A 26,163-nucleotide genomic window follows, 5' to 3' on the forward strand; every position below is an offset into this window, starting at 1 on the left:
TGCGGCCCGAGGCACAACTTTTCCGGGCCGCGGCGCATCCAACACAGTGACCTTCATCCACCCATTCGCCCGATGGAGACGGATATGTCAGTTCACGGTCCGAACCCTCTGAAGTTCTTCCGGACGTCCCCGAGGCGCGGCGCGGCGGCCGTCCTCACGGCCGCTGTCGTGGGCCTGACGGCGGCGGGAGCGGCCTGGAGCGCACCGGCGGCGCCGTCGGCCGCCAAGGCCCTCCGTACCTGCGCGGCGAGCGACCTGTACCTCTCCATGGGCCGCAAGGAGGGGGCGGCCGGGTCGCTGTACTGGCCGGTCCGGTTCACCGACACGAGCACGAGCAGCTGCACCCTGCGCGGCTACCCGGGCGTCAGCGTCCTCGACACCGCCCACCACCGGCTCGGCGCCGCAGCCGCCCGCAGCGGCACCCCCTACCGCACGGTCACCCTCACGCCGGGCCACTCGGCCTCGGCGGTGCTGCGCACCACGAACGGCCCGGTGGGCGGCCCCTGCCTGCGCACCGGCGCCTACCTGCGGATCTACGCCCCGGCGTCCCGCACCCCGGTCCTGATACCGGCGTCGTGGACGACGTGCTCGGGACTCTTCGAGGTGGGGCCGGTGAACACGCAGGGCACGATCTGAGGGGGCCGGGAAGGCGGGGCGGAACGCCGGAGAGGCGACACCCCCGCACAGGGTGGATGGCCGACTTCCTGACCAGGGAAGTCGGCCATGCCAAGGCGTCAGAGGGCACAGTCAGGGCACATCGCTTAGGACTGCCTCCATCATGTCGGCAGTCCGGTCCGCCTCCGCCTCCCACAAGTGGGTGTAGACGTTCAGCGTGATCGATGGCTTAGCGTGACCAAGCCTCATCTGCACCTGCTTCGGTGTCGCCCCGTTCTTGATCAGGACCGAGGCATAGAAGTGCCGCAGATCGTGAAGCGTCGTGCCCTCGGGGACACGGACCTTGCTGCCTGACCTCTTCAGGTGGGCGTTGGCCCGCTTGACGTTCCGCTTCCACACTTTCGCCCAGCTGGCACGCCGGATCGCTCCACCAGTCTCGCTGGTATAGAGCAATCGAGCACGGCGCCATACGGGCTTCCTGGGGTTCGTCCGATCCTCGATGTACACGACCTGCGGCGGGAACTCCTCACGGTGCCGTGCGATCTCGTCTACGACCGAACGTCCTTGAGGAACAGACCGATAGCTCTGTCTGGTCTTCGGTTCCCCGAGATACGGCACCCCCCTGTCTGGACGGTTCAACTGTTGTTTGACCGTCACAGTCTCGGCAGGGTCTCCGTCCTCCAATCCGAACAGTTCGCCTTGCCTTAGGCCCGTCGAAGCGGCCTGCCTCACCAGGGCACGATATCGGGGAGACGCGGTCACGATTAGCGCCTTCACCGCCTCCGGATCAAGCGGGTGGATCTCCGGATAGAAGACCTCTGGCGGTTTCAGCCCCTCCCATGGGTACTTCGGAATGATCCCCTCTTGGTGGGCCATCTTCAGGATGCTGGTGCATACGTTCCACGGGGTCGCAAAGGTCGACGGCGCGATGACTGCCGACCGCTCTTTGATCCACCTCATTCCGTCGGCCCGCTGAATACGGCCGATCTCACGGTTGCCGAACGTCGGGTAGATGTGCAGACGTAGGGCTCGGTCAACGTTCGACTCCGTCCGCTCGCGGTGTACGGCCGTCTCCTGCCAGCGTTCAGCGATGGTTCTGAACTTCTGCTTGCCCAACTCCCGGTTCACGAAGGTGCCGCCGTCGAGTTCAGTCGTCACCTTGGCGGCACGGGAGTCCGCCGCAGTCTTCTTCTCGAAGTTCTCCTTGCACTGCTTGCCGGACAAGTCCCGGTAGCGCACCTGCCAGCGCTTGCCTGTGCCATGGTCCCCGCTGGGATAGACCTTCTGGGTCTTGGTGCTGTGTGCCTCGCACGGCTCGGCGTCGGCCGGCGGTCGGGAGAGGTGCCAGCGGTCGTACACCTCAGCCATCCGTTCGCCTCCTTTCAGGGTGAGCCGAGTCAGTTATGAGGTGTGGTCGGTTGCTGTTCCGGGTCATGCTGCGCGTCGGCCTCCGATCTCCTCAGCGTCGTACTTGTCCAGCGCATCGGCGTCGTACAGAACATGTCGACCGCGCCTGATGAAGCACTGCGGGCCGGTTTCGGCGTAGCGCCAGTAGCGGACGGTCGAGGGCGACGTGCGGTAGCGCTCGGCGACTTCCGCGGTCGTCAGGTACTTCTTCATGACGTCCTTCCTGTGGGGAAGGGGGGAGAGCGAGTCCCGCCCTGGCATTCCGGGCTGTGTCCGAGGTGTGGATTTCTGCGTCATCGCGTCACGCACGTCATTTACGTCTCTGACCTGCTGTTATGTGGTGACGCTGTCCGCTCGGGGCGTGTCACAGGGCGTCGCGGGGTTCTGTCACCTGTGACGCGGGTGACGCGAGATGACGCGGGTGTCGGCCGTCTGCGTCACCGATCTAGCCCCAGGTCAGGGGCCGTTTCCTGGTCCGTGGTGACGCGGGTGACGCAGCTTCTCTGCTCTTAGGAAAGAGAGGGGGTGGTGTCTGTGGTGGTGCGCGGCTCAGGACGTGAAGAAGGAGCCGCCTTGCGGCGCGTCTTGTGCAGCGGCGGCAAGCCGCCGGAACAGCAAGAGGAGCACGCCGGGCGCGGGGTGCTCCTCTTGCTTGTTCGGTGCGGCACCGCCGTGGTGGCGCGGGTCAGAACGCCGCTTCCTGCTCGTGCGGGGGCGGGAGCGTTGTCGCGGGGCAGCGGGTCATTTCGATGTAGCGGGCGGCGCTGGTGCGGCCCCAGTCGATGAGGACGCCGCGTGCTGCGAGGGTCGGTTGCAGCCGCTTGAGCCGGTCGGAGAGCACCTTGCCGGTGGTGGGCCAGCCCTTGGGTAGGGGGCGGCACTCCTCGCCGCTATAGAGGGTGGTGAGGCAGTGCAGCCACTCCGAGGACGTCATACGGACTTCCGCGTCTGCGTCGAGCCCGGCGGCGTGCTTGAGGACCGTCTGTGCGAGGAGGTCGCCTTCGATGACGTCGTCGTTGAGGTCGTCGAGGCTGGCCCGGTAGGCATTGAGCGCGCCGAAGCTGGTCACCGCGTCGAGCTGTGCGCACAGGTGGGCGAAGTCGGCCATCCGCAGGTCGGTGGGGGTGTCCGCCTCGGCGGCCCGCACCTTCACCGTCAGGTCCAGCAGGGAGCCGAGAACGACCGGCAGATGTTCCGCGTACTCGGCCCACAGCTCCGCCTCGGTCCGCCGTACCCGGGGCCGTACGAGGCGGAGCGGGAGGAGGCGTTCAGCGAGGTCGGGGCGGATGACGCCGACGTCGATGCCGGTCAGGAGCATGGGGCGCCGGTAGCGGGAGCGGACGACGTCGCCATCGGTGAACAGCGCGCGCTTGATGCTCTCGGCTCCGGTCACGATGCAGCACATGAGGTCGGACAGGTCCGGGGGCAGGTGGGAGAGGTTGTCCAGGGCGGTGACCCATCCTGCGGCCACGGCCGTGATCATGTTCTCCTCGTCCTTCGGCGCCCGGCGCAGGTCGCCACTCATCCCTTCGATGATCCGCACCAGCATCCGGCCGCCGGTGGACTTGCCCGCGCCCTGCGGCCCGGTGAGGAACGGCGCGGGCACGGGCACGGACGGCTCCAGGCAACCGATCAGCCAGGCCAGGGCCAGGCACTCGGTCTCGGCGCCGGCGAAGTTGCACAGGCGCAGCAGGAGATCGATGCCCTTGCCGTTCGTGTCCCTGGCTGGCAGGGGGAGTTCGCCGGTGAGCTGGGTGCGCCGCCAGCAGACTTCCTGCGGGTCGGGGGTGAGGATGTCCCAGCCGGTGGGGTGGATACGGACGCACTGGCCGTCGTCGCGGCCCAGGTCGAGCCAGGTCGCGCCGTCAAAGCCCGGGGCTACGCGGATGTGAGTGGGCTGTACGTCCTCGGTCAGGGCGAGTGCTTCGATCAAGTCCAGCGCCTCCTTGAGTGCCGTGCCGTTGAACACGCCGACCCCGTCCTTGAAGAGGCCGACCATGAGTTCTTGCCGGTGGCTCCCGGTCGTGCCCTGGGAGCGGATCGGGCGGGCGACGGGGTGGCCGTTCTTCTGCGCGTAGACGGTGCCGTCGATGGTGCGGAAGTACCGGAAGTGCGCTTGGGCGTAGTCGGTGATGATCTGGCGGGCCGGAGTCTTCTCGTCCTCGGACATCGCTCACATCCCCAGTGCGGTGCGGGCGTTGGTCCACGCGTCGGCGCAGTGCCGGGGCGATTCACCCTTGCCCTGCGCGGCGGCGAACAGCCGCGCGATGTGAGCCTCGGTGAGGCAGCCGCACCGGCCGTGCGTGGACAGCACCGCGAGGAATGTGCGGTACACGGTGGTATGGATGGCGCTGCGGGCCTCGGTGATGCGCTGCTCGGCCATGGTGATGCCACGTTCCAAGTAGGCGGGCGTGCGATGACGGCATGCCCCGCCCCCGCCCCCGGCCTGGGCGGGGACGGCGATGGAATGCAGCGCCGGCCGGAACGTGGCGGGTTCCTTCACGGCCAGTGCACGCACGACCCCCGGCAGCGCCGTGATGGTGCCGGTGCCGGGACCGAGCCACCGGGCGTAGGCCATCGTGGACTTGATGTCGACGCCGTCCCGTACGCCGTTGACGGACTGCATCGTGCCCCGGTAGATCCAGTGTTCTCCGCGCGTGGTGGTCACGCTCTGGGTGGACGGCAGGACCTCGCGCGCCCAAGCGACCGCAGCCGGATTGTCGAGGTCCACGACGGTGAGTCCGGCGCCGCCGGGGTGGTAGGCGACCGCCGCAGCCTCGCGCCACGCCCGCGCCCACTGAGCCGAGTTGATGACGTGGCAGTCGGTGGTTGCGGCGGCCCAGCCGTGGCAGGGCGCCGGGCAGGCGCAGGGGCCCGGAGTCTTCATGTTCGGCCGGCCCCCGCACGCGTTCTTGGCGCATGCCGGGCAGTTGCCGAACGGCACCTTCCCCGCCCGCAGGGGCAGCACCGGCACGCCGGCCGCCGCGAGGTACAGCGCGATGCGCAGGTGGCTGCTCGGGGCGAGCACTCGCCCGATGTCGGTCGGATGGGTCATGCTGGGTGACCTCCACTGTTCAGTTGGATGGGTGGAACGAGGGCGGCCCCGGACTTTGGCGAGACGGGGGCCGCCCTTGGTCTTTGTGGGTCGTGGCCGGTGTCCGGCCGCTCGGTGTACCTAGTTGAGTTCGATGTGGGTGGCGTGCCAGGTGCGGTTCTTGCGGGCGCCGTCTTGGCGGACCCAGTCGGCGACGAGGGCGCGGGCTTCGGCATCGGTGTCGGCGCGGACGGTTCCGGCGGCTTCGCCGTCGTGGTGCTTGCCGTCGCTGATGGTGGCGGTGAAGCGGTAGGTGCGTTTCATCGGTCCGTTCCGTCACTGGTGGTTGTTGGTCTTGGCCCACACGCCGCGCGTGGTGGTGTGGACGTTGCGTTGGTCCTGGTAGACGGGGCCCTCGTAGTGCTGGTGGATGTCCGGGGCGGGTTGGGCTCGTTTGGCGAGTTTGGCGAGGGCGAGGACGAAGGCGGTGGGGGCGCCGAAGACGATGGCGCACACGACGGGGTTGGCGGTCTGGGAGACGTACATGAGCACGGCGGCGGTGAGGCCGGTCATGGAGGTGGCGGCGGCGCCGGAGAGGATGAGGACGCTGGCGTCGGTGGCGCCCTGGCTCATCGGCGGCCGACCCGGCTGGGCCACGGGCGGGGTGCTGCCGTAGCGCGGGAGCGGGGTGTCGTCGCGGTGCGCGGTGGGCGTCTCGGGGGCGGGCCGGTAGGCGTCCGCGATGATCCGGCGTGCCTCGACGGTGGCCTCGTCCTCGGTCATCCCTGCGGCCACGGGGACGGCGTTGTGAGTGCTTTCGGGGGTCATGCGGAATCCCTTCCGGTGCTGGGTCGGGGAGGCGACGGCACCCCCTGGGGGATGCCGTGCGGAGGGGGTTTCGGGGGTCTGAGCTGGGCGCCTCCCCGCCTCCCCGAAATGATGTTTTCGCTGATCAGTGCGGGGGAGGCGGGGTGGGGAGGGGGTTGGGGAGTTCTCCCCGCCTCCCCGTCCCGGGAGGGTCCGCCTCCCCGTCATCCGGCGGCGGAAGCGGAACCCTCGTCGTCGCGTTCGGCGAGCGCCCGAAGGACGTCGTCGCGGCGGACGTTCATCAGGCCGTGCGACTTGTACGCCTCGACACCGGCCGCCTCCAGCACGCGCTTGAGGTCGTTGAACGTCCAGTCGCCGTAGGCGTCGTGGTTGAGCACGTCGAGCCGCTTGAGGATGTCCCGCGTGAGCACCCGGTCCGCGTCGCCGAGCACGGAAGCGATGTCGGCGAGCGGGTCCCGCTCCTCGTCATCGCGTTCGACGGCGTGCAGGGTGATCACGCCGGACCGCAGGGCCTTGGCCCGGTCGGCGACCTCGGCGGCCGGCTCGTCGTCGATGAAGTGCGTGCGCACGGTGATGGACGACTGGCCCTTGGGCATCTCGATGCCGTCGGAGGCGACGACCAGCGTGCCCTTGTCCAGACCCTGGCGCAGCAGGTGCGGGGCCGCACCGTCATCGACGGCCTTGTCCCCCAGCGCCATCCGCGACTGTGTCTCGGTGCCGAGCACGAGGGAGGCGCGGGTGTGGGCGCCCTCACGGACCAGCTTGGGAAGGTTCTGGTCGGTGGGGTCCTGCGTGCCCTGCCACATCAGCACGTCCACGGCCCGCCCCTGGTTGTGGATCTTCCGGACGGCCATGAAGTAGCGGGAGGTGGCCTTGGCGCCGCCGTAGGGCCGCCTGTCCTCGTCCACGGCCGGGCACATGAACGCCACCTGCGCTTCGTCCACCAGGACAATCAGCGGCGGGAACACGACTTCCGGATCGGTGCGGCGGGCCTCCATCCGGCGGTTCATCTCCTCCACGGCGGCTTCCACCATCTCCGTGACCTCGATGACGTGCTCGTCGGTCGGCCCCTGGATCAGCACGTCGGCGATGCCGTCGAACATGGCCCAGTCCCCGATGCCCTTGAGGTCGCCCACCCAGAACAGCACCGAGCGGTCCAGCGCCAGCCACAACGCGAGCGCCCGCAAAGAGGCGGTCTTGCCCTGGTTCGAACGCCCGGTGACCAGCAGATGCCGCTGATACACGCTCAACTCGGCCGCATCACCGCGCAGGTCAACGCCCCACGGCGCCTTGCCCGTCTTGTAGTTGGCGGTCATCGTGGCGTCGGTGACCAGCGGCGACGGGCCGATCGGCTCGTCCAGCGCACCGGAGTCGGCCACCCACAGCCGGACCGTGCGGGCCGCCTGCGGGATGGTGATGAACACCTCGTGCTCATGCCGGGACAGGTTCTCGGCGAGCTTGCGCCGACGCTGCTGCACCTCGTTCGTGGACACCCCGGAGGGCAGGGTCACGTCGACCTCGACCCCGCATCCGGCGATGGTGATCGGACCGAGCATGGACGCGCCGGCGTCGCCCATCTCCGTGATGGCCTTCCGCAGCGCGGGGACACCCAGGTCGCGCAGGGCCTTGACGACGATGGACGGGGTGATCGGCTCGCCCTCACCGTTGCGGACGTTGGCGGGCAGTGCCCACTGTGGTGCGGCCTGCTGGTGGGCGCCGACCGACCACAGCGCCAGCAGCGCCAGCAGCGGGCCGAGGGTGATGGCGGGCCCCCACACCACGCGCACGATGCTGATCATCAGGTTGATGAACTTGATGACCGCCATCAGCGGCGTGACGACCTCGGTGGCGTCCTTCGTGGCGATCGCCATCACGACACCCAGCAGGACCAGGCCACCGACGCCCATACCGGCGCTGAGGGCCGCACCCTTGGCCGCGTCGAGGGGCGAGTGGAGCAGGTCCATGCGGCGGCGATGACGTGCCTCGCGGTAGCGCTGCCCGCGCTCTTCCCACTCGGCAGCGGCCTCGTGGTTCCCCGCGGCTTCCGCCGCACGCAGCATCCGCTCATAGCGGGCGGCGGTGCGGCCGTCCCAGGTGCGGCGGGCCGCGATCCGGGCCCCGCCGGCGACGTAGAGGGTGTGCCGGGCGACCGCGCGGGCGGTCGTCCGGGTGGTCTCGTGGGTGACGAAGGCCTTGATGGCGCGGCCGGAGCGCACCCACAACGGCAGCACCGAAGCGGGCGGTTCGGCCGGCGGGTCGGCGACGAGAGTCAGAGTCGACCCCTCACCAGCGGGAGAGCCGGTGGGCTCGTGGTCGGGGTCGGTGGCCTTGTAGAGGTGAACGACGTTCTCGGACATGCTGAGACTGCTCCAGACTGCCCCGATCGGGGCGGGAGTTGAAGAAGAAAAAGGAGCGCCGGGGTGGCCGGGACCGTGGCAGGGACGGCCGCCCCGACGTCGCACAGGAGTCGGGGGCGGCCGACGAGATGGGCCCCGAAGTGAGTGCGCGTCGGACACTGCTCGGGTTGGCGGGTGGGGTGTCGAATCGTTCGAGTGAACGTCCGTGCCCGAGAGATCAACTGCGTGTTGGGCTGGGAAGTCGTCCGGGCGGGGTGGCGCTCCTCCCGCCGGGACGGCGTGCCGGGTGCTGCCTGAGACGAACCCTCGCCCTCTCTAGCTCAAAGAAAGCGAGTCATGATCGTCATGAAGAAGATGCTTGCGGTTGCCGCCGCTGCCTGTGCCGTCGTCCTGAGCGGAGCGGGCCTCGCGTCCGCCGACACCGGCGCCTGGGGCGCCGCAGTGAATTCCCCCGGCGTGGTCTCCGGCAACGTCGTTCAGGTCCCGGTCGAGGTCCCAGTCAACGTGTGCGGCAACACCGTCAACGTCGTCGGTGCGCTCAACCCGGCGGCCGGCAACTTCTGCGTCAACAAGTGACCTGACTGGTCAGGCAGAACGGGTCCCAGCGGGGCTTCGTGTGTCCGAGTGAGCGTGGGCGGCCGGGCTCCTTTTCCCGGCCGCCCACACCCCCGGCGCGGCGGGGTCAGACGGCGGTGGGCGCCTTGACCGAGATCGCGTGCAGCCACGCGTGGTCGGCGAGGGTGAGCCCGTAGGGGTCATCCGGGACGTCGGGGTCCTCGGGGTCGTCGTCGGGGCCGTCGTCGCCGTCGTCGCAGAGCGGGCACGCGATGCTCTTCCAGATGCGTCCCCGGTGCCAGGCGACGTGCGCGACCATGCCGAGCAGATCCAGGCCCAGCGAGAAGCCGCCGATGACCAGCACCATCACGGCGGGGATCAGTCGTGGCTGATAGCCGAACCATGCCGGTACGGACAGAGCCGTGAGGTACAGGGCACCGACCCAGCGGTGATGAGCCCGCACGAGCAGCACCTCACGGGGCGAGGCGATCAGGTCATGGGCCAGGGCGGCCACGTCGGCGAACGGACGGGTCAGCCACTCGGGGAACCTCACCGTCACCACCACCCGGAGGACTTCTTCGCGGCCTTGTCCTGGGCGGCCTCGGTCACCAGGCGCTGACGCTCGGCCTTGAACGCGGCGATCTCCGTGATGAGCCGAGTCTCGGCCGAACCGAACAAGTTATCGATTTTGCTGTCCGCGCGGGCGGTGCCGTTGCCCCGGTGGAGGCTGTAGGCACCCCCGGCGACGGCCCGCAGGATCGCGCGCCGCTCGTGGCCCTCAAGCGGCCACATCTCCTGGTTGCGCACGGCCTGGAGCTTGCGTTCGGCGTTCTGGATCGCCTTGTCCAAGCGGCGGATGTCGGACTTGCTCACGGTCAGGCACTCCTCGCGGATTGGGAGAGTTCGGGGAAGGTGCAGGGCGCGCACGTGCCGAGCGAGGGCGGGATGACATATCCGGCATCCGCGCGGCAGGCGGGACAGACGCGGCGCGCTGCGTTGGCCTTGGCCAGGGCCGCCCACTTCGCCGGCGTCATCGGCCGCACGGGCATGGCCAGGTCGACGCGGTACAGGTAGGCGACCAGCGGGCCGCGCCGGCGGCGCGGGCGTTCGAGCTGAGCCGCCACCGGCTGACCGCCCGGGCGCAGTCCACGCGCCCGAAGTTGGCGATAGGTGGCGTATCCGTCCGGCGCCAGGCGCCACCGGAACACCGGCAGCGCGCCCATCACACGGCCCGTTCAGCGATCAGGGCATCCCGCAGCGTGCGGGCACGGGCCGGAGAGACGTGCAGCTCCCGGCGGATCCGCTCCCCGGTGAGGTGGATCTGCGGCCAGTCGGCCGTCAGGGTCCGCGCCTCGTCCAGGAGCTGTTCCGGAGTGCGCTTCACACGAGGCGTCTTCGCCGACTCCGGCACCCGGAACGTCGCCCGGACCGCCGGTCGGGCCGACTCCGCCGCCACCGGCCGCTCCGATCGAACCACCCCCGCCGGGGTCGATCCGATCGGAGCGGTGAGAGCCGGGACGGGCTTGAACGGCAGACTCGACTTCCCCGCATCGGCCGGGACCGGATCGGGCACCGGAAGCCGGGTCAGCGTGACCGTGAGCGGGGTCGATTCCGGCAGGTCAGCCGTAGACCGAATCCTCCCAGTCAGGGTCGATTCCACCGCATTTGTGGAATCAGGGATGGCCGGGTCGATCGAGGGGACCGAGGACGCCGGAACCGGTTCGGTCGGCCCCCAGACGGGGAGCTCCCAGCAGGGCGTGCCACCGGGTGCGGGGTGGCTCGCCACGCTGGCCAGGGCCCGGCCGGTGTCCTCGCCGGCGCGCGCCCTTTCCAGCTCGGACCACGCGCCCGAGAGCGTCTTGGCGGTCTTGGCCTGGACGCGGGCGACGCGGGCACCGGCGCCGGTCACGGCCGTCAGCCGGGTTTCCTCGGTGACGGCTTCCGCCCGCAGCCGGGCCCGGTTGAGGGCCGCCTCGTCGCGGGCTTCCTGCTGGATGCCCCGGATCGACTCCAGCGCGGTCGGGGTGAGCGCGGTGCGCTCCCACAGCCCGTGGACCAGCCACAAAGCCTTGGCCGCGATGGGGAGCCAGGACACGGCCAGCCACGCGGCGGTAGAGCCCGTAGTGGTGAGCGCGTGCGCCACCAGGACACCGGCCGCGATGAGACCGAAGCACCAGCCGACGCCCGTCACGATGCGGGAGTGATCGCCCTGCGCGGCGAGTCGGCGTTCGTAGGCGAGGGTGGCCAACCAGCCGCCGTCGATCCCCAGACCGACGACCAGCGCGACCGGCCACGGCATAACAGTGCCCAGCCACATCACGATCACGGCCAGGGTCAGGACCATGGACACCGCCGTCATCGCGACGGCGGGCAGCGCGGTCTTGGCCCTCATGCGGCGCCCCCGATCTCCAGCAGGGCGGCCAGGACCAGCAGGGCACCGCCGGTGAGGGTCAGGTCGACCGCGCGGCGCAAGGTGGTGAACTTGGCGACCGCGAGCCGGGACAGGCCCGCGATGTCGGCGGCCAGGTCCTGGGAGAGGGTGTCGGTGATCTGTTCGGGGCTCAGGGTGGCCCACAGCGGGAAGCCGTGTCCGCCGCCCAGGTTCGGGCGGACCGAGCGCAGCAGCAGCCCGGCCGCCGCGAGCAGCAGCAGCATGCCGGCGCCGCCGACGATGAGGGCGGGGCGGGTGACCGGCATGCCGTGGCCGACGCTCCACGCACCGGCCAGGACCGCGCCGACGAACGCCAGCAGAAGACTCGTCTTGCCGTCCGTGCGGGCGATCTCCGCCTTCACCTCGGCGTGCGCGGCCGACAGGCTCTGTCCGGTGGGGTTCATGCCGCACCGCCCATCGGCTGGACGTTCACCGACGCCAGTAGCTCCACACGGTCCATGACGCCGCTGGGGATCTCCTGCCACTCCCACGCGACCTCGTCCGCGACGGAGTAGCCGAGCAGGGCCAGCGCATCCGCCCGTTCCTGCAAGGTGGGCACCGGTGCGGTCCGCTCAAAGGAGTGCTCGGGCCAGTCCAGGCTCGTACCGTCGGTGACGACGTACAGCTCCCACTCGCCGGCGAAGCTGTTGGTCAGACGCGCGCTGCACTTCATGCCGCACCGCCCGGCAGGCTCGCCGTGGCGATGCGGTTGGCCAGCGTGGCCCGCTCGGCCAGCACCCGGCGGCGGGCCCGGCGGATCCGGCGGGCGTCCACCTCGTTCGGGGTGCGGCCGAGGGTGATGATCCGCGCGTCCAACAGGTCGACGTCCGCCAGGATCAGCGGCATCTCCTGCTCGATCGCGTCCAGTTCCGCGTCCGTCGGCTCCATGAAGTCGGCGAACGCGGTAACAGCGTCCTGAACAGTGACGATGGGGTTCATGGGTCGTGGTTCCTCTCACAGGCGGAACGGCCCGAAAGCACCCCCGGAGTAGCCGCTCCGGGGGTGCGCGCCGTTGTGGTGGGGATCAGCCCCGTGGGGGCGGAAGAGATCTGGCTAGCGGCCGTTGGCCTTGAACTTGGCGATGTGCCGCTGGCCCCTCTGCCTCGCGAGGAGGCGGGTGGGGTCCGTGAAGCCTTCGGCGCCGCAGGTGCAGCAGTATCTGTATCCACGGCCACGCGCGCCGGGCAGAACGGAGATGCTGTGGCTCTTACCGAACACGTGATGTCCTCTCCGAGGTGGTTTGGTTGGTGGTGCGTGCCCCGGGCCGCATTCGAAGCGGCGCCCTCGCGGCGAGATGCCGGGGCGAAGTGGGTCTCCTTTGGGCGCCGCGCCCGTATCAGGTAGCGCGGCATGACCCGTTGAAGGCGTATGGAGACATGACCTTTCGGTCTAAGCCCTCCCGAATGACCAGGGGTCGGGTGCGCCCTCGGCCCGCTCTGTCCCGGGCCCCTTGAGGCCGCGTCCGTGGACGTGGCCCCCATTGGTCGTGCGCTCGTCGGCGTGCTGACGCATCCCGACGAGAGGAACATGTATTACGTGTTCCTCATCTTGCAGAGAGGAGTTCGCCCCGTCAAGCCCTTCGGCTGTTTGAGTTCTGCGAGCCCCTCGCACTCGATGTACCTACAGACTGGCGCCGCCAACGACGACGATCGACTTCGCGACTGACCGGCTCAGGTCGTACTTGGCTCCCGTAAAGTCGAACCAAGTCGTCCCAACAAGTCGGAGGTTGGCGTGGCGAACGAGCGACTGCGCGGCGCGATAGTGGACTTGGGCCTGACGCTCGATGAGGTCGCCGAACGGCTAGGGGTCGCGTCCAAGACGGTCGAACGATGGATCAACGAACCTGAGCGCAAGCCATATCGCCGCTTCCAGTACGCGACAGCCTCGCTTTTGAAGTGCGAAGTGTCGTACCTGTGGCCAGACGAGCGCACATCAGCCGAGGTCACCGCCTCTGGCAACGCGGAGTTGGTCAGGCTCTATCCGCACCGGTCCGTCGTGATGCAAACCCTCTGGACGAACCTCTACTCCAAGGCGACCCGTCAGTTCGACCTGTTGGTGTACTCCGGGTTCTGGCTCACGGAAGACGCGACGTTCCACCGGATCGTGAAGGAGAAGTCAGCCGACGGAGTACCCATCCGCTTCATGTTGGGAGAGCCCACGTCGCCGGCTGTGGCGGTGCGCGGCGAGGACGAAGGAATCGGCGCGACGATGGCAGGCAAGATCCGGAACGCCCTCATCAACTACGGCCCGCTCTTCGGCCTCCCCGGAGTGGAGTTCCGGTTGCACGGTACGACCCTCTACAACTCGATCTACCGGGCCGATGACGAGATGCTGGCGAACGGGCACCTCTACGGCGTCGGTGCCTACATGGCCCCCGTGCTGCACCTGCGACGCGTGCCCGGCGGTGAACTCTTCGATGCCTACGCTGAGAGCGTTGAGAAGGTCTGGGAATCGGCCCGTCCGATCACCTCACCCGTCGAATGGGAAGGCACTGCCTGATGAGCCGCATCGACTACTTCCGCGACCCGAACGCCCCTCAGGCCAACTCGGTGGTGCCCTCGGTCACTGCGGTCGTCCGGGACGACTCGGGGCGGTTGCTGCTCATCCACAAGACGGACAACGATCTGTGGGCACTGCCCGGCGGTGGCCACGACATCGGCGAGCACATCGGAGACACCGCCGTCCGTGAGGTCTCGGAAGAGACCGGCATCGACGTTGAGGTAGACAGCATCGTCGGTCTCTACACCGACCCTGAACACGTGCTGGCGTACGACGACGGAGAGGTCCGGCAGCAGTTCTCCATCTGCTTCCGGGCTCACCCCGTTGGCGGCTCCCTGCGTACGAGTAGCGAGTCGAAAGAGGTCCGCTGGGTTGACCCAGCGGACCTTGACGGACTAGACATCCATCCGTCGATGATGCTGCGCATTCGCCACGGTCTCGACGACTCGCGGCACGAGCCCTACATCGGCTGACCCTCGGCAGAGACCTGCGCCAACCGACCCTCAACGCGCTTCGCCGCTGCGTGGATCTCGGGGGCCGCGCGCTGAATGAACCGTCCGACGATCGTGTCCGGGCCATACCTCTGCACGATCTCGTCCAGCCGCTCGACCGGCGTGGTCTGCGTCCCGTCCGGCGTCGTGGTCATGTCGCAGTACAGCAGGGCATCGACCAGGTCCGGACGCTCTAGCTCGAACTCCCCCTCTAGCTCCTGCCTCAATCCGCGTTCCTCGGCTTCCAGCAGGGCACAGGAGTGGTGAGCCACAAGACGAACGACCCGGTCGTCCGCCATTTCCTGGTCACGGAGGAAGCGCGCGCCGTCCAGCGGGTGAAAGCCGGTTGTGGCGATGGCCGGCGCGTACCCGATGTCATGCAGCACCGCGGCGGCTTCCAGCAACTCAGCATCACCGCCCAGGATCGAACCCAAGGAGCGAGCGCGCTTGGCGACCCCCAGCGAGTGCGCCCACCGCCGCGGGAGCGGATCGGACAGCAGCGATTCGGAGAGCGAGTACGCCCATTCAGTCAGTCCCATGGCGGCCAAGGCTACGGCCGGCCGGTGGGAGTCGGGAGAGCGCGTACGGTCCGCCCCTTGCCGTGGACCGTGGCGAGCAGGCCGTTTCCCTCCATCTGCGCAAGGACGCGACGCACGGCGGTACGGGACGCGCCGAACCGCTCGCAGAGCTTCGCTTCAGACGGGTACGGGTCGCCCACCGAAAGCGAGTCCTCCGTGATCACATCGGCCATACGCTCGGCAAGAGACCGACGGTCCTCACCCCGAACGACGCGCCACCCGATCCCGGGGGCGGACTCAACGAGACCGTCGGCTTCGAGAAGCTTGAGGGCACGACGGATCGTGTTGCGGCCAACACCCTGCGAGCGCATCATGTCGGCTTCCGACGGAAGGGTGTCGCCCCCCTTCCCTTCTTCGATGGCGGTCCGCAGTGCCTCTGCGATGACCAGGTAGGTTCCACGCGGACTAGCCTCGGGCACTTCCGCTCCTCTCGCGTCGCTCCATGACTCGACGCCAAGGGTCCCACGGTCGCGGAACGTCGAGGGGCGCCTCTGTGACGACCGGCCTATCTCCGGCAAGGTCGATCCCCCTGTCACTTCGTACGAAGCTTGATCTGCTCCTCCAAGAAGCCGACGACAGTCAGTGTTCACAGTGCTACATTAAGGCCCATGTCGCAGCGAAGCGCAGAAAATGCTTCGAGCGTTGAAAAAATAATGCTCAAGCTACACAAGTCCTGCCTGGACCATATCGAGCAGGCAACGGGATCCAACGAACTCGAAGTGAATCAGGTCTTGCACCTTGAGGCCGATCTAGCTGCTTGGCTCGAAGCCTTGGGCTCAAAACCAGAGGCTCAACAATTTCAATCGGCGCATCGCGACTTCGGACTTGCCTTCTATGCCGCAATGACCGGCCTCTATCGCCAGGCTTTCTCCACTCTCAGATCATTCCTTGAAGTGACGGTGGGCGCCACATATTTGAGTTCCCACGAATTCAAACGCCGCCAGTGGGTGAGTGGTAAGCACGACATAAGCTGGAAGGCAATCACCTCAACCGAGAGCGGCCTCTACTCCACCCCGTTCCTCGAGGAATTTTGCCCCGAGGCGGTAGACGAGCAAGAAGAGATGCTCGAAAAACTCAAGCGGACATACCGGCGATGCTCGGAGTACATCCACGGCAACGTCTCAACTTCCCAGATGCTCCCTACCGAGATTTCTTATCGGGAAGACATTACGAAGGAATGGCTGGCAGTTGCCGATTCCGCCCTCAATGCGACGATGCATTGCTTCATAGTCAGGTACTACAAGGACCTCTCTCGATCTTCTAAGGGAATCGTTGAAGGTTCCCTCGAGGATCATTTCTCTCACCTTGTATCCGTCAGGAAACTGCTGGGTCTACCACTCGAGGAGACGCGCTCTTGAGTAAGAACGAACTACAGTTTCGGACGGAAGACCTCACGCTGGAGGACGTCGGTAAGTTCTTTGTCGAAACCGAGTTTGACCGCCAGACCATCGACGTATTGAAGAGCAAGAAGACCGTCGTACTACAAGGTGCGCGTGGCGTCGGCAAGTCCTTCTTGCTGAAAGTAGCCCAGAAGGAGATGGATGAAGAATTCTCCAACTCCAAGACGCTCGCCGTTTACGTTACATTCAATAAGGCCGGACTCCTTCAAACGTCAGACCCGGAACGGTTCAAGCATTGGATGCTTGCCAAGATCTGCAATAGGATAATTCGCGAGGCTCGCAAGAAGGGGGTTTTGCAGAACACAAGCAGTGTATTCGCAACGCTGTCCAGCGGGGCAGACGACGAAGCTATCGCTTCAAGGCTTGAGACGCTATGGACCAGCCTGGAGGACGCCTGGAAGAACGACTCAGCGCCACTTGAAACAGATTCCGGTATCGACCCAGAGATGATCAAGGACGCGGTCGAGGATCTGTGCGATCAATCTGGCGTGAGAAGGATCGCTCTACTCATCGACGAAGCAGCACACGTGTTCATCCCCGAGCAGCAGCGCCAGTTCTTCACGGTGATGCGCGACCTGCGCAGTCCATACCTTTCAGTGAAAGCCGCGGTCTACCCCGGCGTCACATACTTCGGCGACTCATTCCAAATGAGTCATGACGCCGAATTGATCAACGTGAATCGCAACATCCTTGATCCCGACTACCTCGCCTCCATGCGCCAGATTGTAATTCGCCAGGATTCGACTCTGGAGAAGGTGATCAATCGAAATGGGGCAGTTTTCGACGCACTGGCGTTTGCCTCTAGCGGAAACCCGCGGACTCTACTGAAGACCATATCTGCCGCTTCACCCCTGAACACGACTAATGCTCAGCGTGTCATGAAGGAGTACTACCGAGATACCATTTGGTCTGAGCACTCAGCTCTGGCCGACCGCTATGTTGGTCACAACTCGGTGATCCATTGGGGAATCGAGTTCATTAAACAGGAGGTCATTTCAACCCTACGCAGAGGGTCACGGCAGGCAGGAGATCACGACAAGCGCGTATTCTTGTGGATCCATCGTGACGCCCCCGCCGCCGTGAAGGAGGCTCTGCGCCTACTCTGCTACAGCGGAATTCTACACGAATCCGGGACTTGGGTAGTCGCAACGCGTGGCCTAACCGGAACTCGATACATGCTGAATATCGGTACGAGGACCGCTCCCGAAGCTGACCCCGTCTCCGCCACGAACCAACTGAGGGGTTCCATTTCAATTAAGCGCTTTGTTGAATTTGGGGCCAACCATGAAGCCTATGAGAGCATTGCAAGGCTCGACGTCGAAAAGATGGATGAGGTACAGCAGGAGTACATCAGGTCACAGCTCGATCGAAGTGTCGACCTTTTGGACCTGACTGCTTTCGCTCGTAAGAAATGCAAAGAACTTGGGTACGACACTGTGAGAAAGATTTTGGCGGCGTCAGAGACTGACCTTCAAAAAGCCAAACAGGTCGGTCCGGTGAGGTCGCGTCGAGTGATGAACACCGCAACCGCAGCGGTAATGGAGCACCTCTCTGGTTGACGGATTTCGCCGGCTATAAATGGCTAAGTCACGGCCTCCTCTCAGACGAGAGGAGGCCGTGACTTAGCTTCATTGGCCCGTAGATCCATAATTCAAAGTGCGGAGTCAAGCGTCTGTCCTTCCCGCTACCCAACGGCCTCCGCATGCAGGCGGCGGGCAGTAGCTGCGAGTAGACGTCGAAGCTTGTCCTTGTTGGCGCCGTAGGTCTTTAGCGCATGGCAGTTCGGGCACAGGGCAATCATGTTCGAGGGGAGGTCAGCCCCGCCCTTGGCTAGGTCCTGTACATGGTCGACCTGCAAAATCGGCTCTCCCGCCGTGGTGCGTTCCTTCGGGTGACCCGCGCATTGGGGACTCTCGCAGTTGCCTCCACTACGTCGAATGACTGCTGCCCTGGCGCTCGGGTCACGAATGAAGCGATCAACAAGCGACGGCTTCTTGGTTTGTTCCCGCCGCTTGGCATTGGCCTCCGCGGCTTTTGCCAAGCGCTTGTAGGCGTCCTCGTCGGTCTCCGTCGTATCGCGTGCCTCGGCATCCAGATCGCCGGGGCGGTACCTGTCTGTGTCGTCGTGAAGCGCGCCGGTGTCGGCTTCGAGTGCCTCGAGCACGTCCGGAGCCCAGAGCTCGCGCTCTGGAGAGGGGACAGGGGCCAGAACCCAGAGGAACTCGCGGCGCCAGTGGCCGTCGGCTCCTCGGCCCCAGCGCAACCGGCGTTGAACAATGACGGCCCAGGTTTCGAAAGTGAACTGCTTCTGGAATGGCTTGTGCCAGTAGCGCAAGGGCCGGCCAGCGGCTTGGTACTCGGCCATGAGTTCGTTGCCATCCGCGATCCGCTGATCTCCGGAGAGACCGTCGCCGACGTAGGCGATCCAGCCTGTGTCGGGCAGACGGCCGTCGGCATAGGGGCCCTTGTCGTCCGAGAAGACGCTCAGAATGCCGTCAGCAAGGCAACCGATACCTGCCATCTTCTGTCCACCGTAGACGCGCCAGATGGCATCCCGGTCCTTGAAGCTCTCCCCGAGCTGTGGACGCAAAGCATCGGCCCACCTGCCAGCGAGCAAGTCGTGAAGACCAAAGTCCTCCAGCAGGCCTGCCGGCAGGGGGTAGAAGTAGCGCAAGAGGAGTCCTGCGGCAGCTTCGGCGGCAACCTGGGGTTGCGAACGCAGCAGCTCGTAGTCGTCCTCGCGCAGCCCTCCCGACGGGTCAACGCGATTCAGTGACTCGAGCGTCGGGCGCCGTCCCCGGCTGGTCAGAGTGAGCTCGTGTACAGGGTCGACGGTCCACAGGTCGTCGTTCACGAGCGCCCAAAACGGGTACAAGGCGCCGTCCTTGCCGTCCTCGGCATGGGCGTACTTCTCCAGCAGGGACGCCAATGCATCGCACGTGGTCGACCACGACTGCATGCGATGTGCGCCAGCTGCGGCCTGACCGATCGCCCACAGGAGAAGCGCGGGACGGTGCACTGCTGTGCCGCCTGTCCTGCGCGCCGGCCGCACGTCACCCACCCGCCTGAGAAACGGCTTCGGCGGCTCCACGACAGTGAATCCCTCCCGCCTCAGCCAAGCCACCGCGTGCTTGAGCCCACCGCTGAACTCCGAGGGCTTGAGCGCATCTCCGAAGTCATACCGGTGAGCAACGCCAGCTATGGATTTGGAGTCGTACTGCCGTCCCTCGTGAACGAGTAGGTACGTGACAGCCGCGCGATAGCCGTAGGCGTCACGGAATGTCTCTGGCCCAAGACGATCGTGCTCTGCGATCGCACGTAGGATCCCCGCGCGCGTGATCTCGGAAGGCGCCATGCGCCACACGGTAGGGGATGCCACCGCTGCACAGGAACGGCTTCGCGCACGCCAGCGGGTACTGCAGGATGAACTGGCGCAGGTTCAGCGACAACTGGAGACGATGGTGGCTGCCTCCCAGTGGCGGCATGCCCCCAGTGGCCCGAAGGGACGCGGCACCGTCTATCACACGGCGGCGAGCCGGCGTTGCTGCCTGACAAACGGGCCGGAAGAGATCACCCTCTATGAGGCCCTGCAGACCGGATTGGTCCCGCGCTCCAAGTGCAAGCCGAAGAGGGTCTAGCGCAGGCCGTGGGGCCGACCCTGCCGGTAAGGCGGGGCAACCTGTCCATCAGCCGGACCCACGCCTCTTGCTTCTTGCGTCCCCACAGCCCCCCATTTGTCAGGCACGCACGGGCTTTCAAGCCGCGTGCCCCAAGCGACCGTCAGCGCGCAGGATTTCGTAACCGACGATGGTCAGTAGCTCCCGGCAGCAGCCGTTGGCTAGGTCGTTTAGCGTCGGTTCGGCGAAGGCTGCGGCCAGTGTCCCCGAGGCGGCTGCTGCGAACTCGGAACGACGGGCCAGGTACTCGGACTTGGTACCTCGGTGCACCAGCCGGACACGCTCGAAGAGGCCGGTGTCGAGGTCTCCGTCCCGGATGCGACGGATCGCCGTGCACATGGCCTCAAGGTGGGTCAGGAAGTTTTCCAGCGTCAGTGCTGCTTCCGGGTGTCCCACAGCACGGATGAGGCCGGTTCCGGCGAACGCGCTGGAGGGCTCAAACACCGCCCGGGCCGCCCCGGCAAGTTCCTCCCGGTCGAAGCGCCCTGTGTAACCGACGTCTGTGAGTAGGCGCAAGAGCCGGTTCCGGGCTGTGTCCGTCGCGAGTGGGTGATCTAGCTGTTGCAACATGCCACGGGCTCCCTCTCTCGCGACATCCTTGTTGCGCAGCCCATCCCTTAGCCACGTGCGCAGTGCCTTCACCGCCTGACGCGTCGGGACGTACTCATCGCCGCAGTACAACCACAGGTTCAGCGGAACCAACGCCAGGCTGGGGATCTTAGGCATCTGCTGACGCTTCTCGAGAAGCAGCAGGAACAACTTGCGCTGATTGATCGCGTGGAGAGCCTTGTCCGATCCGCGCCGTCCCTTCGGCCTGCGGGTCGGCTTGTCCAGCAAGCCCTTGGCAACCCAGTCGTGCACAAGGCGGGCCGTCACCTTGTAGCCGGCCTCACCGGCATCGGCGACAAGGTCATCGATCGTGCCGGGTTCTGTGATTCTGCTCCAGGGCTCCACGGTTGGAAATTACATCGCCTTCGCCACCGGTGTGGGCCGTCTTTGGCACCGTGAGCCCAACTGTCCTATCTAGGCTCGAAATTGAGCAGGGAAGTCCCTCCGACTGCATGCTTTGGTCGGCTCAGCCGAAGGTCCTCCCCTGCCCGAGAGCGCATCCCCACACAGCAAGGAGGGCCCCATGACCGTTGACTCTAGCCCCGCCCCCTCGAATCACGCCCCGAGCAGTAGCAAGCGAACCTGGAAGCGACTGAGGCGCAGCTACGGCCGACTCGTCACCACCCAGTTCCTCAAGGGAGCGGCGAGTGCGGCGGGGGCAGCCATCATCAGCGCGGCTTCATGGTGGTTCCAACAGCGCTGAACGATCACTCACGAGATACAAGACGTGGGCGTCCGTCTCAGATTCCGTCTCGTTCATCGCCATACACAGCCGTACGGCGCAGTTCGCGCTACCCGGCGGGCGCGGCCGTTCATACGGGGCTGAACGACGACGGACGCACCCGACACAACGCTCTGAGCAGCGCCGCCAAACCTGCAAAGCGGGTCAAGCGGGCCCGGTTCCGCCTGGGGCGCACCCGGTACACGCCCTCGGCGGGAGCCACCGTGCGTAACTAGGGCCAAGCCGCGCCGGGAGGGCACAACGAGGGCACAATGGCCCCACGCGGGTTCAACGGCGACCAACGCCAACAAACGCCATTTCGCCTGGTCAGCGACGTAGCTTGACAGTCTCCCCAGGTGATGCACGGAGAGGCGACACCCCCGCACAGGGTGTCGCCTCTCCTTCTCGTGCGCCGGGGCCGCCGCCGATCGGTGAGGGTCGGGGACCGACGGCGGCTCCGGGGATCAGGTGGCAGCCGGGGCCTACCGGTGGTCGCTGCCCGCCGACTGGGTCGCCGCGCGGCCCGCCTCCAGGCGGGCGACCGGGATGCGGAACGGGGAGCAGGAGACGTAGTCCAGGCCGACCTCGTGGAAGAAGTGGACCGACTCCGGGTCGCCGCCGTGCTCGCCGCAGACGCCGAGCTTGAGGTCGGGGCGGGTGCGCCGGCCCGCTTCGGCCGCCAGCTTCACCAGGGAGCCCACGCCGTCCTTGTCGATCGTCTCGAAGGGGGAGACGCCGAAGATGCCCTTCTCCAGGTAGGCCGTGAAGAAGGAGGCCTCGACGTCGTCGCGGGAGAAGCCCCAGACCGTCTGCGTCAGGTCGTTCGTGCCGAAGGAGAAGAACTCGGCCGCCTCCGCGATCTGGCCGGCGGTGAGCGCGGCGCGCGGCAGCTCGATCATGGTGCCGATCGCGAGCTTCAGCTCGGTACCCGTCGCCGCCTCGACCTCGGCGATGACCTGGTCGGCCTCCTCGCGGACGATCTCCAGCTCCTGGACCGTGCCGACCAGCGGGATCATGATCTCGGCGCGCGGGTCACCCTTGGCGCTCCTGCGCTCGGCCGCCGCTTCCGCGATCGCGCGGACCTGCATCGTGAACAGGCCGGGGATGACCAGGCCGAGGCGCACGCCGCGCAGGCCCAGCATCGGGTTCTGCTCGTGCAGGCGGTGGACGGCCTGGAGCAGGCGCAGCTCGTTCTCGTGCGGCTCCTGGCGGGACTCGGCCAGGGCCACCCGGACCGACAGCTCGGTGATGTCGGGGAGGAACTCGTGCAGCGGGGGGTCCAGCAGGCGGACCGTCACCGGCAGGCCGTCCATCGCCGAGAACAGCTCCACGAAGTCCTGCTTCTGCAGCGGGAGAAGGGCCTTCAGGCTCTCCTCCCGCTCGGCCTCCGTGTCGGCCAGGATCAGGCGCTCGACCAGCTCACGGCGGTCACCGAGGAACATGTGCTCCGTACGGCACAGGCCGATGCCCTGGGCGCCGAAGCGGCGGGCGCGCAGCGCGTCCTCGGCGTTGTCCGCGTTGGCGCGCACCCGCAGCCGGCGCTTGCGGTCGGCGAAGGCCATGATGCGGTGCACGGCCTCGACCAGCTCGTCGGCGTCGTGGGCGCCCGCGTGCATGCGGCCCTCGAAGTACTCGACGACCGGGGACGGGACGACCGGGACCTCGCCGAGGTACACCTTGCCGCTCGAACCGTCGATGGAGATGAGGTCGCCCTCCTCCACGACCTGCCCGCCCGGCACCGTCATCCGGCGTCGCTTGGTGTCGACCTCCAGCTCCTCGGCGCCGCAGACACAGGTCTTGCCCATGCCGCGGGCGACCACGGCCGCGTGCGAGGTCTTGCCGCCGCGGGAGGTCAGGATGCCCTCGGCCGCGATCATGCCGTCGAGGTCGTCGGGGTTGGTCTCCCGGCGGACCAGGATGACCTTCTCGCCCGAGCGCGACCACTTCACGGCGGTGTACGAGTCGAAGACCGCCTTGCCGACCGCCGCACCGGGCGAGGCGGCGATGCCGCGCGCGACCTGGGCGACCTTCGCGTGCTCGTCGAAGCGCGGGAACATCAGCTGGGCCAGCTGGGCGCCGGTGACGCGCTGGAGCGCCTCGGTCTCGTCGATCAGGCCCTGGTCCACCAGCTGGGTCGCGATACGGAAGGCGGCGCCCGCCGTACGCTTGCCGACCCGGGTCTGGAGCATCCACAGCTGACCGCGCTCGATGGTGAACTCGATGTCGCAGAGGTCCTTGTAGTGGTTCTCCAGGGTCTCCATGATCTGCATGAGCTGGTCGTACGACTTCTTGTCGATCGACTCCAGCTCCGCGAGCGCGACCGTGTTGCGGATGCCCGCGACGACGTCCTCGCCCTGGGCGTTCTGGAGGTAGTCGCCGTAGACGCCCTGGTGGCCGGAGGCGGGGTCGCGGGTGAAGGCGACGCCGGTGCCGGAGTCGGGGCCGAGGTTGCCGAAGACCATCGAGCAGACGTTGACGGCCGTGCCGAGGTCGCCGGGGATGCGCTCCTGGCGGCGGTAGAGCTTGGCGCGGTCGGTGTTCCACGAGTTGAAGACCGCCTCGATGGCGAGGTCCATCTGCTCGCGCGGGTCCTGCGGGAAGTCCCGGCCGGCCTCCTTCTTGACGATCTTCTTGAAGGTGGTGACCAGCTTCTTCAGGTCGGCGGCCTCCAGGTCGGTGTCGACCGTGACCTTCTTGGCCTCCTTGGCCTTGTCGAGGGCTTCCTCGAAGAGCTCGCCGTCGACGCCGAGGACGGTCTTGCCGAACATCTGGATCAGGCGGCGGTAGGAGTCCCACGCGAAGCGGTCGTCGCCGGCCTGCTTGGCCAGGCCCTGCACCGACTTGTCGGACAGGCCGATGTTCAGGACGGTGTCCATCATGCCGGGCATGGAGAACTTGGCGCCCGAGCGGACGGAGACCAGCAGCGGGTTGTCCGGCTGGCCGAGCTTCTTGCCCATGTTCCGCTCAAGGGCGTCGAGGTGCGCACTCACCTCGTCACGCAGTGCCGCGGGCTCCTCGCCGCTCTCCAGGTAGACCTTGCAGGCCTCCGTGGTGATGGTGAAGCCGGGAGGGACCGGCAGACCGAGGTTGGTCATCTCGGCGAGGTTGGCACCCTTACCGCCGAGGAGGTCCTTGAGGTCCTTGTTGCCCTCGGTGAAGTCGTAAACGAACTTCGCTACGTGGGGTTCTTTGTTTTCCGACACGGGTCTCGACTCCTTGAGGCCACGGTGGCTGCCCTGACGGCGAGGAACATACCCAGATCGAAGGTTCCTGGGTACGTCTACTTGTGCGTCATGCGCCTGTAACCACCCGTCCGCCACCGGATCGAAAGTCAAAGCTTGGCAAGCCAATGCGGCTCGATGTGTTCATTTCTTGAACGCAAGCACCCCTCGACGCCGGGTATTCCGCTCAGATGAGCAGGGATACCGCACGTCTGATTTCGATCGATGAACGATCAAGGGGTGGCACCGAGTGCCACCCCTTGGAGAAGTGCAGTCGCCCATGATTCGCTCATCTGAGCGCAACCCTTATCAAGGGTGGCGAGAATCACGCTGCCACACCGGCCGGGATTTCACCATGCGGACCCTCGTCCGAGACGCGAAACGCGCCCGGAAACCCCTCGAAACCCCTCGTCACGCACCCGCCGGCAGCGGCGTCACACCCCCAGCGCCAGCAGCCGCGCCTCCACCCGCTCCGGCGCGTAGAGATGTTCCACGACCAGCGCCCCCGCTCCGATGAGCGCGGCCCGGTCGCCGAGTGCCGAGGTGACGACGTCCAGGTGGGCGGTGGAGCGGGGCAGGGCCCGCTGGTAGAGCAGTTCGCGCACGCCGGTGAGGAAGGGGGTGCCCGCGAGGTCGCCCGCGATCATCAGCACCCCGGGGTTCAGCAGGGTCACCACCGTCGCCAGCACGTCACCGACCCGGCGCCCGGCCTCCCGGGCCAGCGCCGCCGCCTCCGGGTGCCCGGCGGCCAGCAGGTCCCGTACGTCCGAGCCGGACGCGGCCGGCACACCGGACTCCGCCAGCCGCCGCGCCACGGCGCCCCCGCTCGCGACGGCGGCGAGACAGCCGTGGGAGCCGCACCGGCACAGCGCGTCCGCGCCGACCCGGATGTGCCCGATGTCCCCGGCGCCGCCGTCGGTGCCCCGGTAGATCGAGCCGTCGACCACGACCCCGGCGCCGATCCCGGTGGACACCTTGACCAGGACGAACGCTCCGCAGTCGGGGTGTCCGGCGCGCTGCTCGCCGTACGCCATGAGGTTGGCGTCGTTGTCGACCAGGACCGGGACGGGGGCCGTGGCGCCGGCGTGGCCGGTGTGCTCCGTGAAGGCGCGCGAGAGGCGGCCCCGTATGTCGTAGCCGTCCCAGCCCGGCATCATCGGCGGCTGCACCACCCGGCCGGTCTCGCTGTCCACCGGACCGGGCACCGCCAGCCCGATGCCGGCCACCTCCGTCGCCGCGTGGCCCGTCTTCTCCAGCAACGCGCCGAACCAGCGGCCGAGTTCACCGAGCACGGCCTCCGGCCCGTCCTCCACCACCAGCGTGCCCGCGTGCTCGGCGAGCGGTTCGCCGGTCAGGGACAGCACGGCCGCGCGGGCGTGCCGGGTGTCGAGGTCGGCGGCGAGGACGACGGCGTGGGAGCCGTCGAACTCCAGCGTGATGGAAGGGCGCCCGCCGAGCGGCGAGCCGACCGGGCCGCCCGCTCCCTCGCGCAGCCAGCCCGCCCGAAACAACCGGTCCAGACGCTGGCCGACCGTGGCCCGGGACAGCCCGGTGACCTGCTGGAGCGCACCCCGCGTCACCGCCCGGCCGCTGCGCACCAGTTCGAGCAGGTCGCCGGCGCCGGCCTGGCCGCCGCCCGTCCTGACGGCTTTTCCCGGACGTCCGGTCATGCGCACCCCCTTGTGTTCTTCAACTCTGCATTACATAGTGGGTTTTGCGTGTTAAGTAGACGTAACCCTA

At 67.2% G+C, this 26,163-nt stretch carries 25 protein-coding genes and 1 pseudogene; 6 read left to right on the forward strand and 20 right to left on the reverse strand.

Features of this window, described 5'->3' with window-relative positions:
- The first annotated feature begins 84 nt into the window (after window positions 1-84).
- Entirely contained in the window at window positions 85-636 is a 552-nt protein-coding gene (locus BIV25_RS03275) for a DUF4232 domain-containing protein (RefSeq protein ID WP_071370541.1), read from the forward strand.
- Between the two features lie 111 nt (window positions 637-747).
- Here BIV25_RS03275 and BIV25_RS03280 read toward each other — a convergent pair whose 3' ends face one another.
- The 7 genes from BIV25_RS03280 to BIV25_RS03310 form a co-directional block, all read right to left on the reverse strand.
- Complete coding sequence (locus tag BIV25_RS03280; RefSeq protein WP_071370542.1) at window positions 748-1,983, reverse strand: site-specific integrase; 1,236 nt, start codon at window positions 1,981-1,983, stop codon at window positions 748-750.
- 63 nt (window positions 1,984-2,046) lie between these two features.
- Window positions 2,047-2,235, reverse strand: coding sequence for a helix-turn-helix domain-containing protein (locus tag BIV25_RS03285; RefSeq protein ID WP_071370543.1), 189 nt, complete (start codon window positions 2,233-2,235; stop codon window positions 2,047-2,049).
- A 472-nt stretch (window positions 2,236-2,707) separates the two neighbouring features.
- Window positions 2,708-4,192 (reverse strand): ATP-binding protein, encoded by a 1,485-nt coding sequence (locus BIV25_RS03290; protein ID WP_071370544.1) that lies wholly within the window; start codon window positions 4,190-4,192, stop codon window positions 2,708-2,710.
- A 3-nt stretch (window positions 4,193-4,195) separates the two neighbouring features.
- Window positions 4,196-5,077, reverse strand: coding sequence for a bifunctional DNA primase/polymerase (locus BIV25_RS03295; RefSeq protein WP_071370545.1), 882 nt, complete (start codon window positions 5,075-5,077; stop codon window positions 4,196-4,198).
- A gap of 120 nt (window positions 5,078-5,197) precedes the next feature.
- Entirely contained in the window at window positions 5,198-5,380 is a 183-nt protein-coding gene (locus tag BIV25_RS03300; protein WP_071370546.1) for a hypothetical protein, read from the reverse strand.
- A 12-nt stretch (window positions 5,381-5,392) separates the two neighbouring features.
- Window positions 5,393-5,884, reverse strand: a complete 492-nt coding sequence (locus tag BIV25_RS03305; RefSeq protein ID WP_071370547.1) for a hypothetical protein — start codon at window positions 5,882-5,884, stop codon at window positions 5,393-5,395.
- A gap of 203 nt (window positions 5,885-6,087) precedes the next feature.
- Window positions 6,088-8,241, reverse strand: a complete 2,154-nt coding sequence (locus BIV25_RS03310) for an FtsK/SpoIIIE domain-containing protein (protein ID WP_071370548.1) — start codon at window positions 8,239-8,241, stop codon at window positions 6,088-6,090.
- 336 nt (window positions 8,242-8,577) lie between these two features.
- Here BIV25_RS03310 and BIV25_RS03315 point away from each other — a divergent pair, with 336 nt between their 5' ends.
- Entirely contained in the window at window positions 8,578-8,817 is a 240-nt protein-coding gene (locus tag BIV25_RS03315; RefSeq protein ID WP_071370549.1) for a chaplin, read from the forward strand.
- A 106-nt stretch (window positions 8,818-8,923) separates the two neighbouring features.
- Here the strand turns inward: BIV25_RS03315 and BIV25_RS03320 are convergent, their stop codons facing one another.
- The 7 genes and pseudogenes from BIV25_RS03320 to BIV25_RS03350 form a co-directional block, all read right to left on the reverse strand.
- Window positions 8,924-9,349 carry a hypothetical protein gene (locus BIV25_RS03320; protein ID WP_143076579.1) on the reverse strand — a complete coding sequence of 142 codons (426 nt, stop codon included), beginning with the start codon at window positions 9,347-9,349 and terminating at the stop codon, window positions 8,924-8,926.
- 2 nt (window positions 9,350-9,351) lie between these two features.
- A complete protein-coding gene (locus tag BIV25_RS03325) occupies window positions 9,352-9,669 on the reverse strand; it encodes a hypothetical protein (protein ID WP_071370551.1) in 318 nt (105 codons plus the stop codon).
- A 2-nt stretch (window positions 9,670-9,671) separates the two neighbouring features.
- Window positions 9,672-10,019, reverse strand: coding sequence for an RRQRL motif-containing zinc-binding protein (locus BIV25_RS03330; protein ID WP_071370552.1), 348 nt, complete (start codon window positions 10,017-10,019; stop codon window positions 9,672-9,674).
- A gap of 449 nt (window positions 10,020-10,468) precedes the next feature.
- Window positions 10,469-11,188, reverse strand: a pseudogene (locus tag BIV25_RS54200) (protein spdB); the annotation flags it as partial.
- Complete coding sequence (locus tag BIV25_RS03340) at window positions 11,185-11,631, reverse strand: Pycsar system effector family protein (protein WP_071370553.1); 447 nt, start codon at window positions 11,629-11,631, stop codon at window positions 11,185-11,187. The pseudogene BIV25_RS54200 and the gene BIV25_RS03340, both read right to left, overlap by 4 nt.
- On the reverse strand, window positions 11,628-11,900 hold the full coding sequence (locus tag BIV25_RS03345) for a DUF6303 family protein (protein WP_071370554.1): 273 nt from the start codon (window positions 11,898-11,900) through the stop codon (window positions 11,628-11,630). The genes BIV25_RS03340 and BIV25_RS03345 overlap by 4 nt, the downstream gene beginning before the upstream one ends.
- The gene (locus BIV25_RS03350) at window positions 11,897-12,166 is read right to left on the reverse strand and encodes a DUF6284 family protein (RefSeq protein WP_071370555.1); all 270 of its coding nucleotides are present in this window, start codon (window positions 12,164-12,166) and stop codon (window positions 11,897-11,899) included. The genes BIV25_RS03345 and BIV25_RS03350 overlap by 4 nt, the downstream gene beginning before the upstream one ends.
- Window positions 12,167-12,958: 792 nt before the next feature.
- Between BIV25_RS03350 and BIV25_RS03360 the strand changes: the two genes are divergently transcribed.
- Together BIV25_RS03360 and BIV25_RS03365 are read left to right on the forward strand one after the other, a co-directional pair.
- Window positions 12,959-13,726 carry a helix-turn-helix domain-containing protein gene (locus BIV25_RS03360; protein WP_071370557.1) on the forward strand — a complete coding sequence of 256 codons (768 nt, stop codon included), beginning with the start codon at window positions 12,959-12,961 and terminating at the stop codon, window positions 13,724-13,726.
- Window positions 13,726-14,199 (forward strand): NUDIX domain-containing protein, encoded by a 474-nt coding sequence (locus tag BIV25_RS03365; protein ID WP_071370558.1) that lies wholly within the window; start codon window positions 13,726-13,728, stop codon window positions 14,197-14,199. The genes BIV25_RS03360 and BIV25_RS03365 overlap by 1 nt, the downstream gene beginning before the upstream one ends.
- Here the strand turns inward: BIV25_RS03365 and BIV25_RS03370 are convergent.
- Window positions 14,187-14,756, reverse strand: coding sequence for an HD domain-containing protein (locus BIV25_RS03370; RefSeq protein WP_177235140.1), 570 nt, complete (start codon window positions 14,754-14,756; stop codon window positions 14,187-14,189). The two genes, BIV25_RS03365 and BIV25_RS03370, sit on opposite strands and share 13 nt — an antisense overlap.
- Window positions 14,757-14,767: 11 nt before the next feature.
- Window positions 14,768-15,214, reverse strand: coding sequence for a winged helix-turn-helix domain-containing protein (locus BIV25_RS03375; protein WP_071370560.1), 447 nt, complete (start codon window positions 15,212-15,214; stop codon window positions 14,768-14,770).
- Between the two features lie 189 nt (window positions 15,215-15,403).
- Between BIV25_RS03375 and BIV25_RS03380 the strand changes: the two genes are divergently transcribed.
- The gene (locus tag BIV25_RS03380; RefSeq protein ID WP_143076580.1) at window positions 15,404-16,153 is read left to right on the forward strand and encodes a hypothetical protein; all 750 of its coding nucleotides are present in this window, start codon (window positions 15,404-15,406) and stop codon (window positions 16,151-16,153) included.
- Entirely contained in the window at window positions 16,150-17,754 is a 1,605-nt protein-coding gene (locus tag BIV25_RS03385) for a hypothetical protein (RefSeq protein WP_071370562.1), read from the forward strand. Before BIV25_RS03380 ends, BIV25_RS03385 begins: the two co-directional genes overlap by 4 nt.
- A 125-nt stretch (window positions 17,755-17,879) precedes the next feature.
- Here BIV25_RS03385 and BIV25_RS03390 read toward each other — a convergent pair whose 3' ends face one another.
- From BIV25_RS03390 to BIV25_RS03405, 4 genes are all read right to left on the reverse strand, one after another.
- Window positions 17,880-19,550, reverse strand: a complete 1,671-nt coding sequence (locus BIV25_RS03390) for an HNH endonuclease signature motif containing protein (protein WP_071370646.1) — start codon at window positions 19,548-19,550, stop codon at window positions 17,880-17,882.
- A gap of 400 nt (window positions 19,551-19,950) precedes the next feature.
- Window positions 19,951-20,826 carry a hypothetical protein gene (locus BIV25_RS03395; protein WP_071370563.1) on the reverse strand — a complete coding sequence of 292 codons (876 nt, stop codon included), beginning with the start codon at window positions 20,824-20,826 and terminating at the stop codon, window positions 19,951-19,953.
- Between the two features lie 858 nt (window positions 20,827-21,684).
- The gene (ppdK, locus tag BIV25_RS03400; RefSeq protein ID WP_071370564.1) at window positions 21,685-24,405 is read right to left on the reverse strand and encodes a pyruvate, phosphate dikinase; all 2,721 of its coding nucleotides are present in this window, start codon (window positions 24,403-24,405) and stop codon (window positions 21,685-21,687) included.
- A 452-nt stretch (window positions 24,406-24,857) separates the two neighbouring features.
- A complete protein-coding gene (locus BIV25_RS03405) occupies window positions 24,858-26,093 on the reverse strand; it encodes an ROK family protein (protein ID WP_177235141.1) in 1,236 nt (411 codons plus the stop codon).
- Between the last annotated feature and the right edge of the window lie 70 nt (window positions 26,094-26,163).

The organism is Streptomyces sp. MUSC 14 (assembly GCF_001866675.1).
Taxonomy (GTDB): Bacteria; Actinomycetota; Actinomycetes; order Streptomycetales; family Streptomycetaceae; genus Streptomyces.

Excerpts from the sequence above, each read along its gene's own strand:
- BIV25_RS03305 (WP_071370547.1), bottom strand. The coding sequence starts at position 5,884 with ATGACCCCCGAAAGCACTCACAACGCCGTCCCCGTGGCCGCAGGGATG.
- BIV25_RS03390 (WP_071370646.1), bottom strand. The coding sequence starts at position 19,550 with ATGGCGCCTTCCGAGATCACGCGCGCGGGGATCCTACGTGCGATCGCA.
- BIV25_RS03275 (WP_071370541.1), top strand. The coding sequence starts at position 85 with ATGTCAGTTCACGGTCCGAACCCTCTGAAGTTCTTCCGGACGTCCCCG.
- BIV25_RS03295 (WP_071370545.1), bottom strand. The coding sequence starts at position 5,077 with ATGACCCATCCGACCGACATCGGGCGAGTGCTCGCCCCGAGCAGCCAC.
- BIV25_RS03365 (WP_071370558.1), top strand. The coding sequence starts at position 13,726 with ATGAGCCGCATCGACTACTTCCGCGACCCGAACGCCCCTCAGGCCAAC.
- BIV25_RS03280 (WP_071370542.1), bottom strand. The coding sequence starts at position 1,983 with ATGGCTGAGGTGTACGACCGCTGGCACCTCTCCCGACCGCCGGCCGAC.
- BIV25_RS03290 (WP_071370544.1), bottom strand. The coding sequence starts at position 4,192 with ATGTCCGAGGACGAGAAGACTCCGGCCCGCCAGATCATCACCGACTAC.
- BIV25_RS03350 (WP_071370555.1), bottom strand. The coding sequence starts at position 12,166 with ATGAACCCCATCGTCACTGTTCAGGACGCTGTTACCGCGTTCGCCGAC.
- BIV25_RS03285 (WP_071370543.1), bottom strand. The coding sequence starts at position 2,235 with ATGAAGAAGTACCTGACGACCGCGGAAGTCGCCGAGCGCTACCGCACG.
- BIV25_RS03345 (WP_071370554.1), bottom strand. The coding sequence starts at position 11,900 with ATGAAGTGCAGCGCGCGTCTGACCAACAGCTTCGCCGGCGAGTGGGAG.
- BIV25_RS03380 (WP_143076580.1), top strand. The coding sequence starts at position 15,404 with ATGTCGCAGCGAAGCGCAGAAAATGCTTCGAGCGTTGAAAAAATAATG.
- BIV25_RS03330 (WP_071370552.1), bottom strand. The coding sequence starts at position 10,019 with ATGGGCGCGCTGCCGGTGTTCCGGTGGCGCCTGGCGCCGGACGGATAC.
- BIV25_RS03310 (WP_071370548.1), bottom strand. The coding sequence starts at position 8,241 with ATGTCCGAGAACGTCGTTCACCTCTACAAGGCCACCGACCCCGACCAC.
- BIV25_RS03340 (WP_071370553.1), bottom strand. The coding sequence starts at position 11,631 with ATGAACCCCACCGGACAGAGCCTGTCGGCCGCGCACGCCGAGGTGAAG.
- BIV25_RS03315 (WP_071370549.1), top strand. The coding sequence starts at position 8,578 with ATGATCGTCATGAAGAAGATGCTTGCGGTTGCCGCCGCTGCCTGTGCC.
- BIV25_RS03370 (WP_177235140.1), bottom strand. The coding sequence starts at position 14,756 with ATGGGACTGACTGAATGGGCGTACTCGCTCTCCGAATCGCTGCTGTCC.
- BIV25_RS03300 (WP_071370546.1), bottom strand. The coding sequence starts at position 5,380 with ATGAAACGCACCTACCGCTTCACCGCCACCATCAGCGACGGCAAGCAC.
- BIV25_RS03405 (WP_177235141.1), bottom strand. The coding sequence starts at position 26,093 with ATGACCGGACGTCCGGGAAAAGCCGTCAGGACGGGCGGCGGCCAGGCC.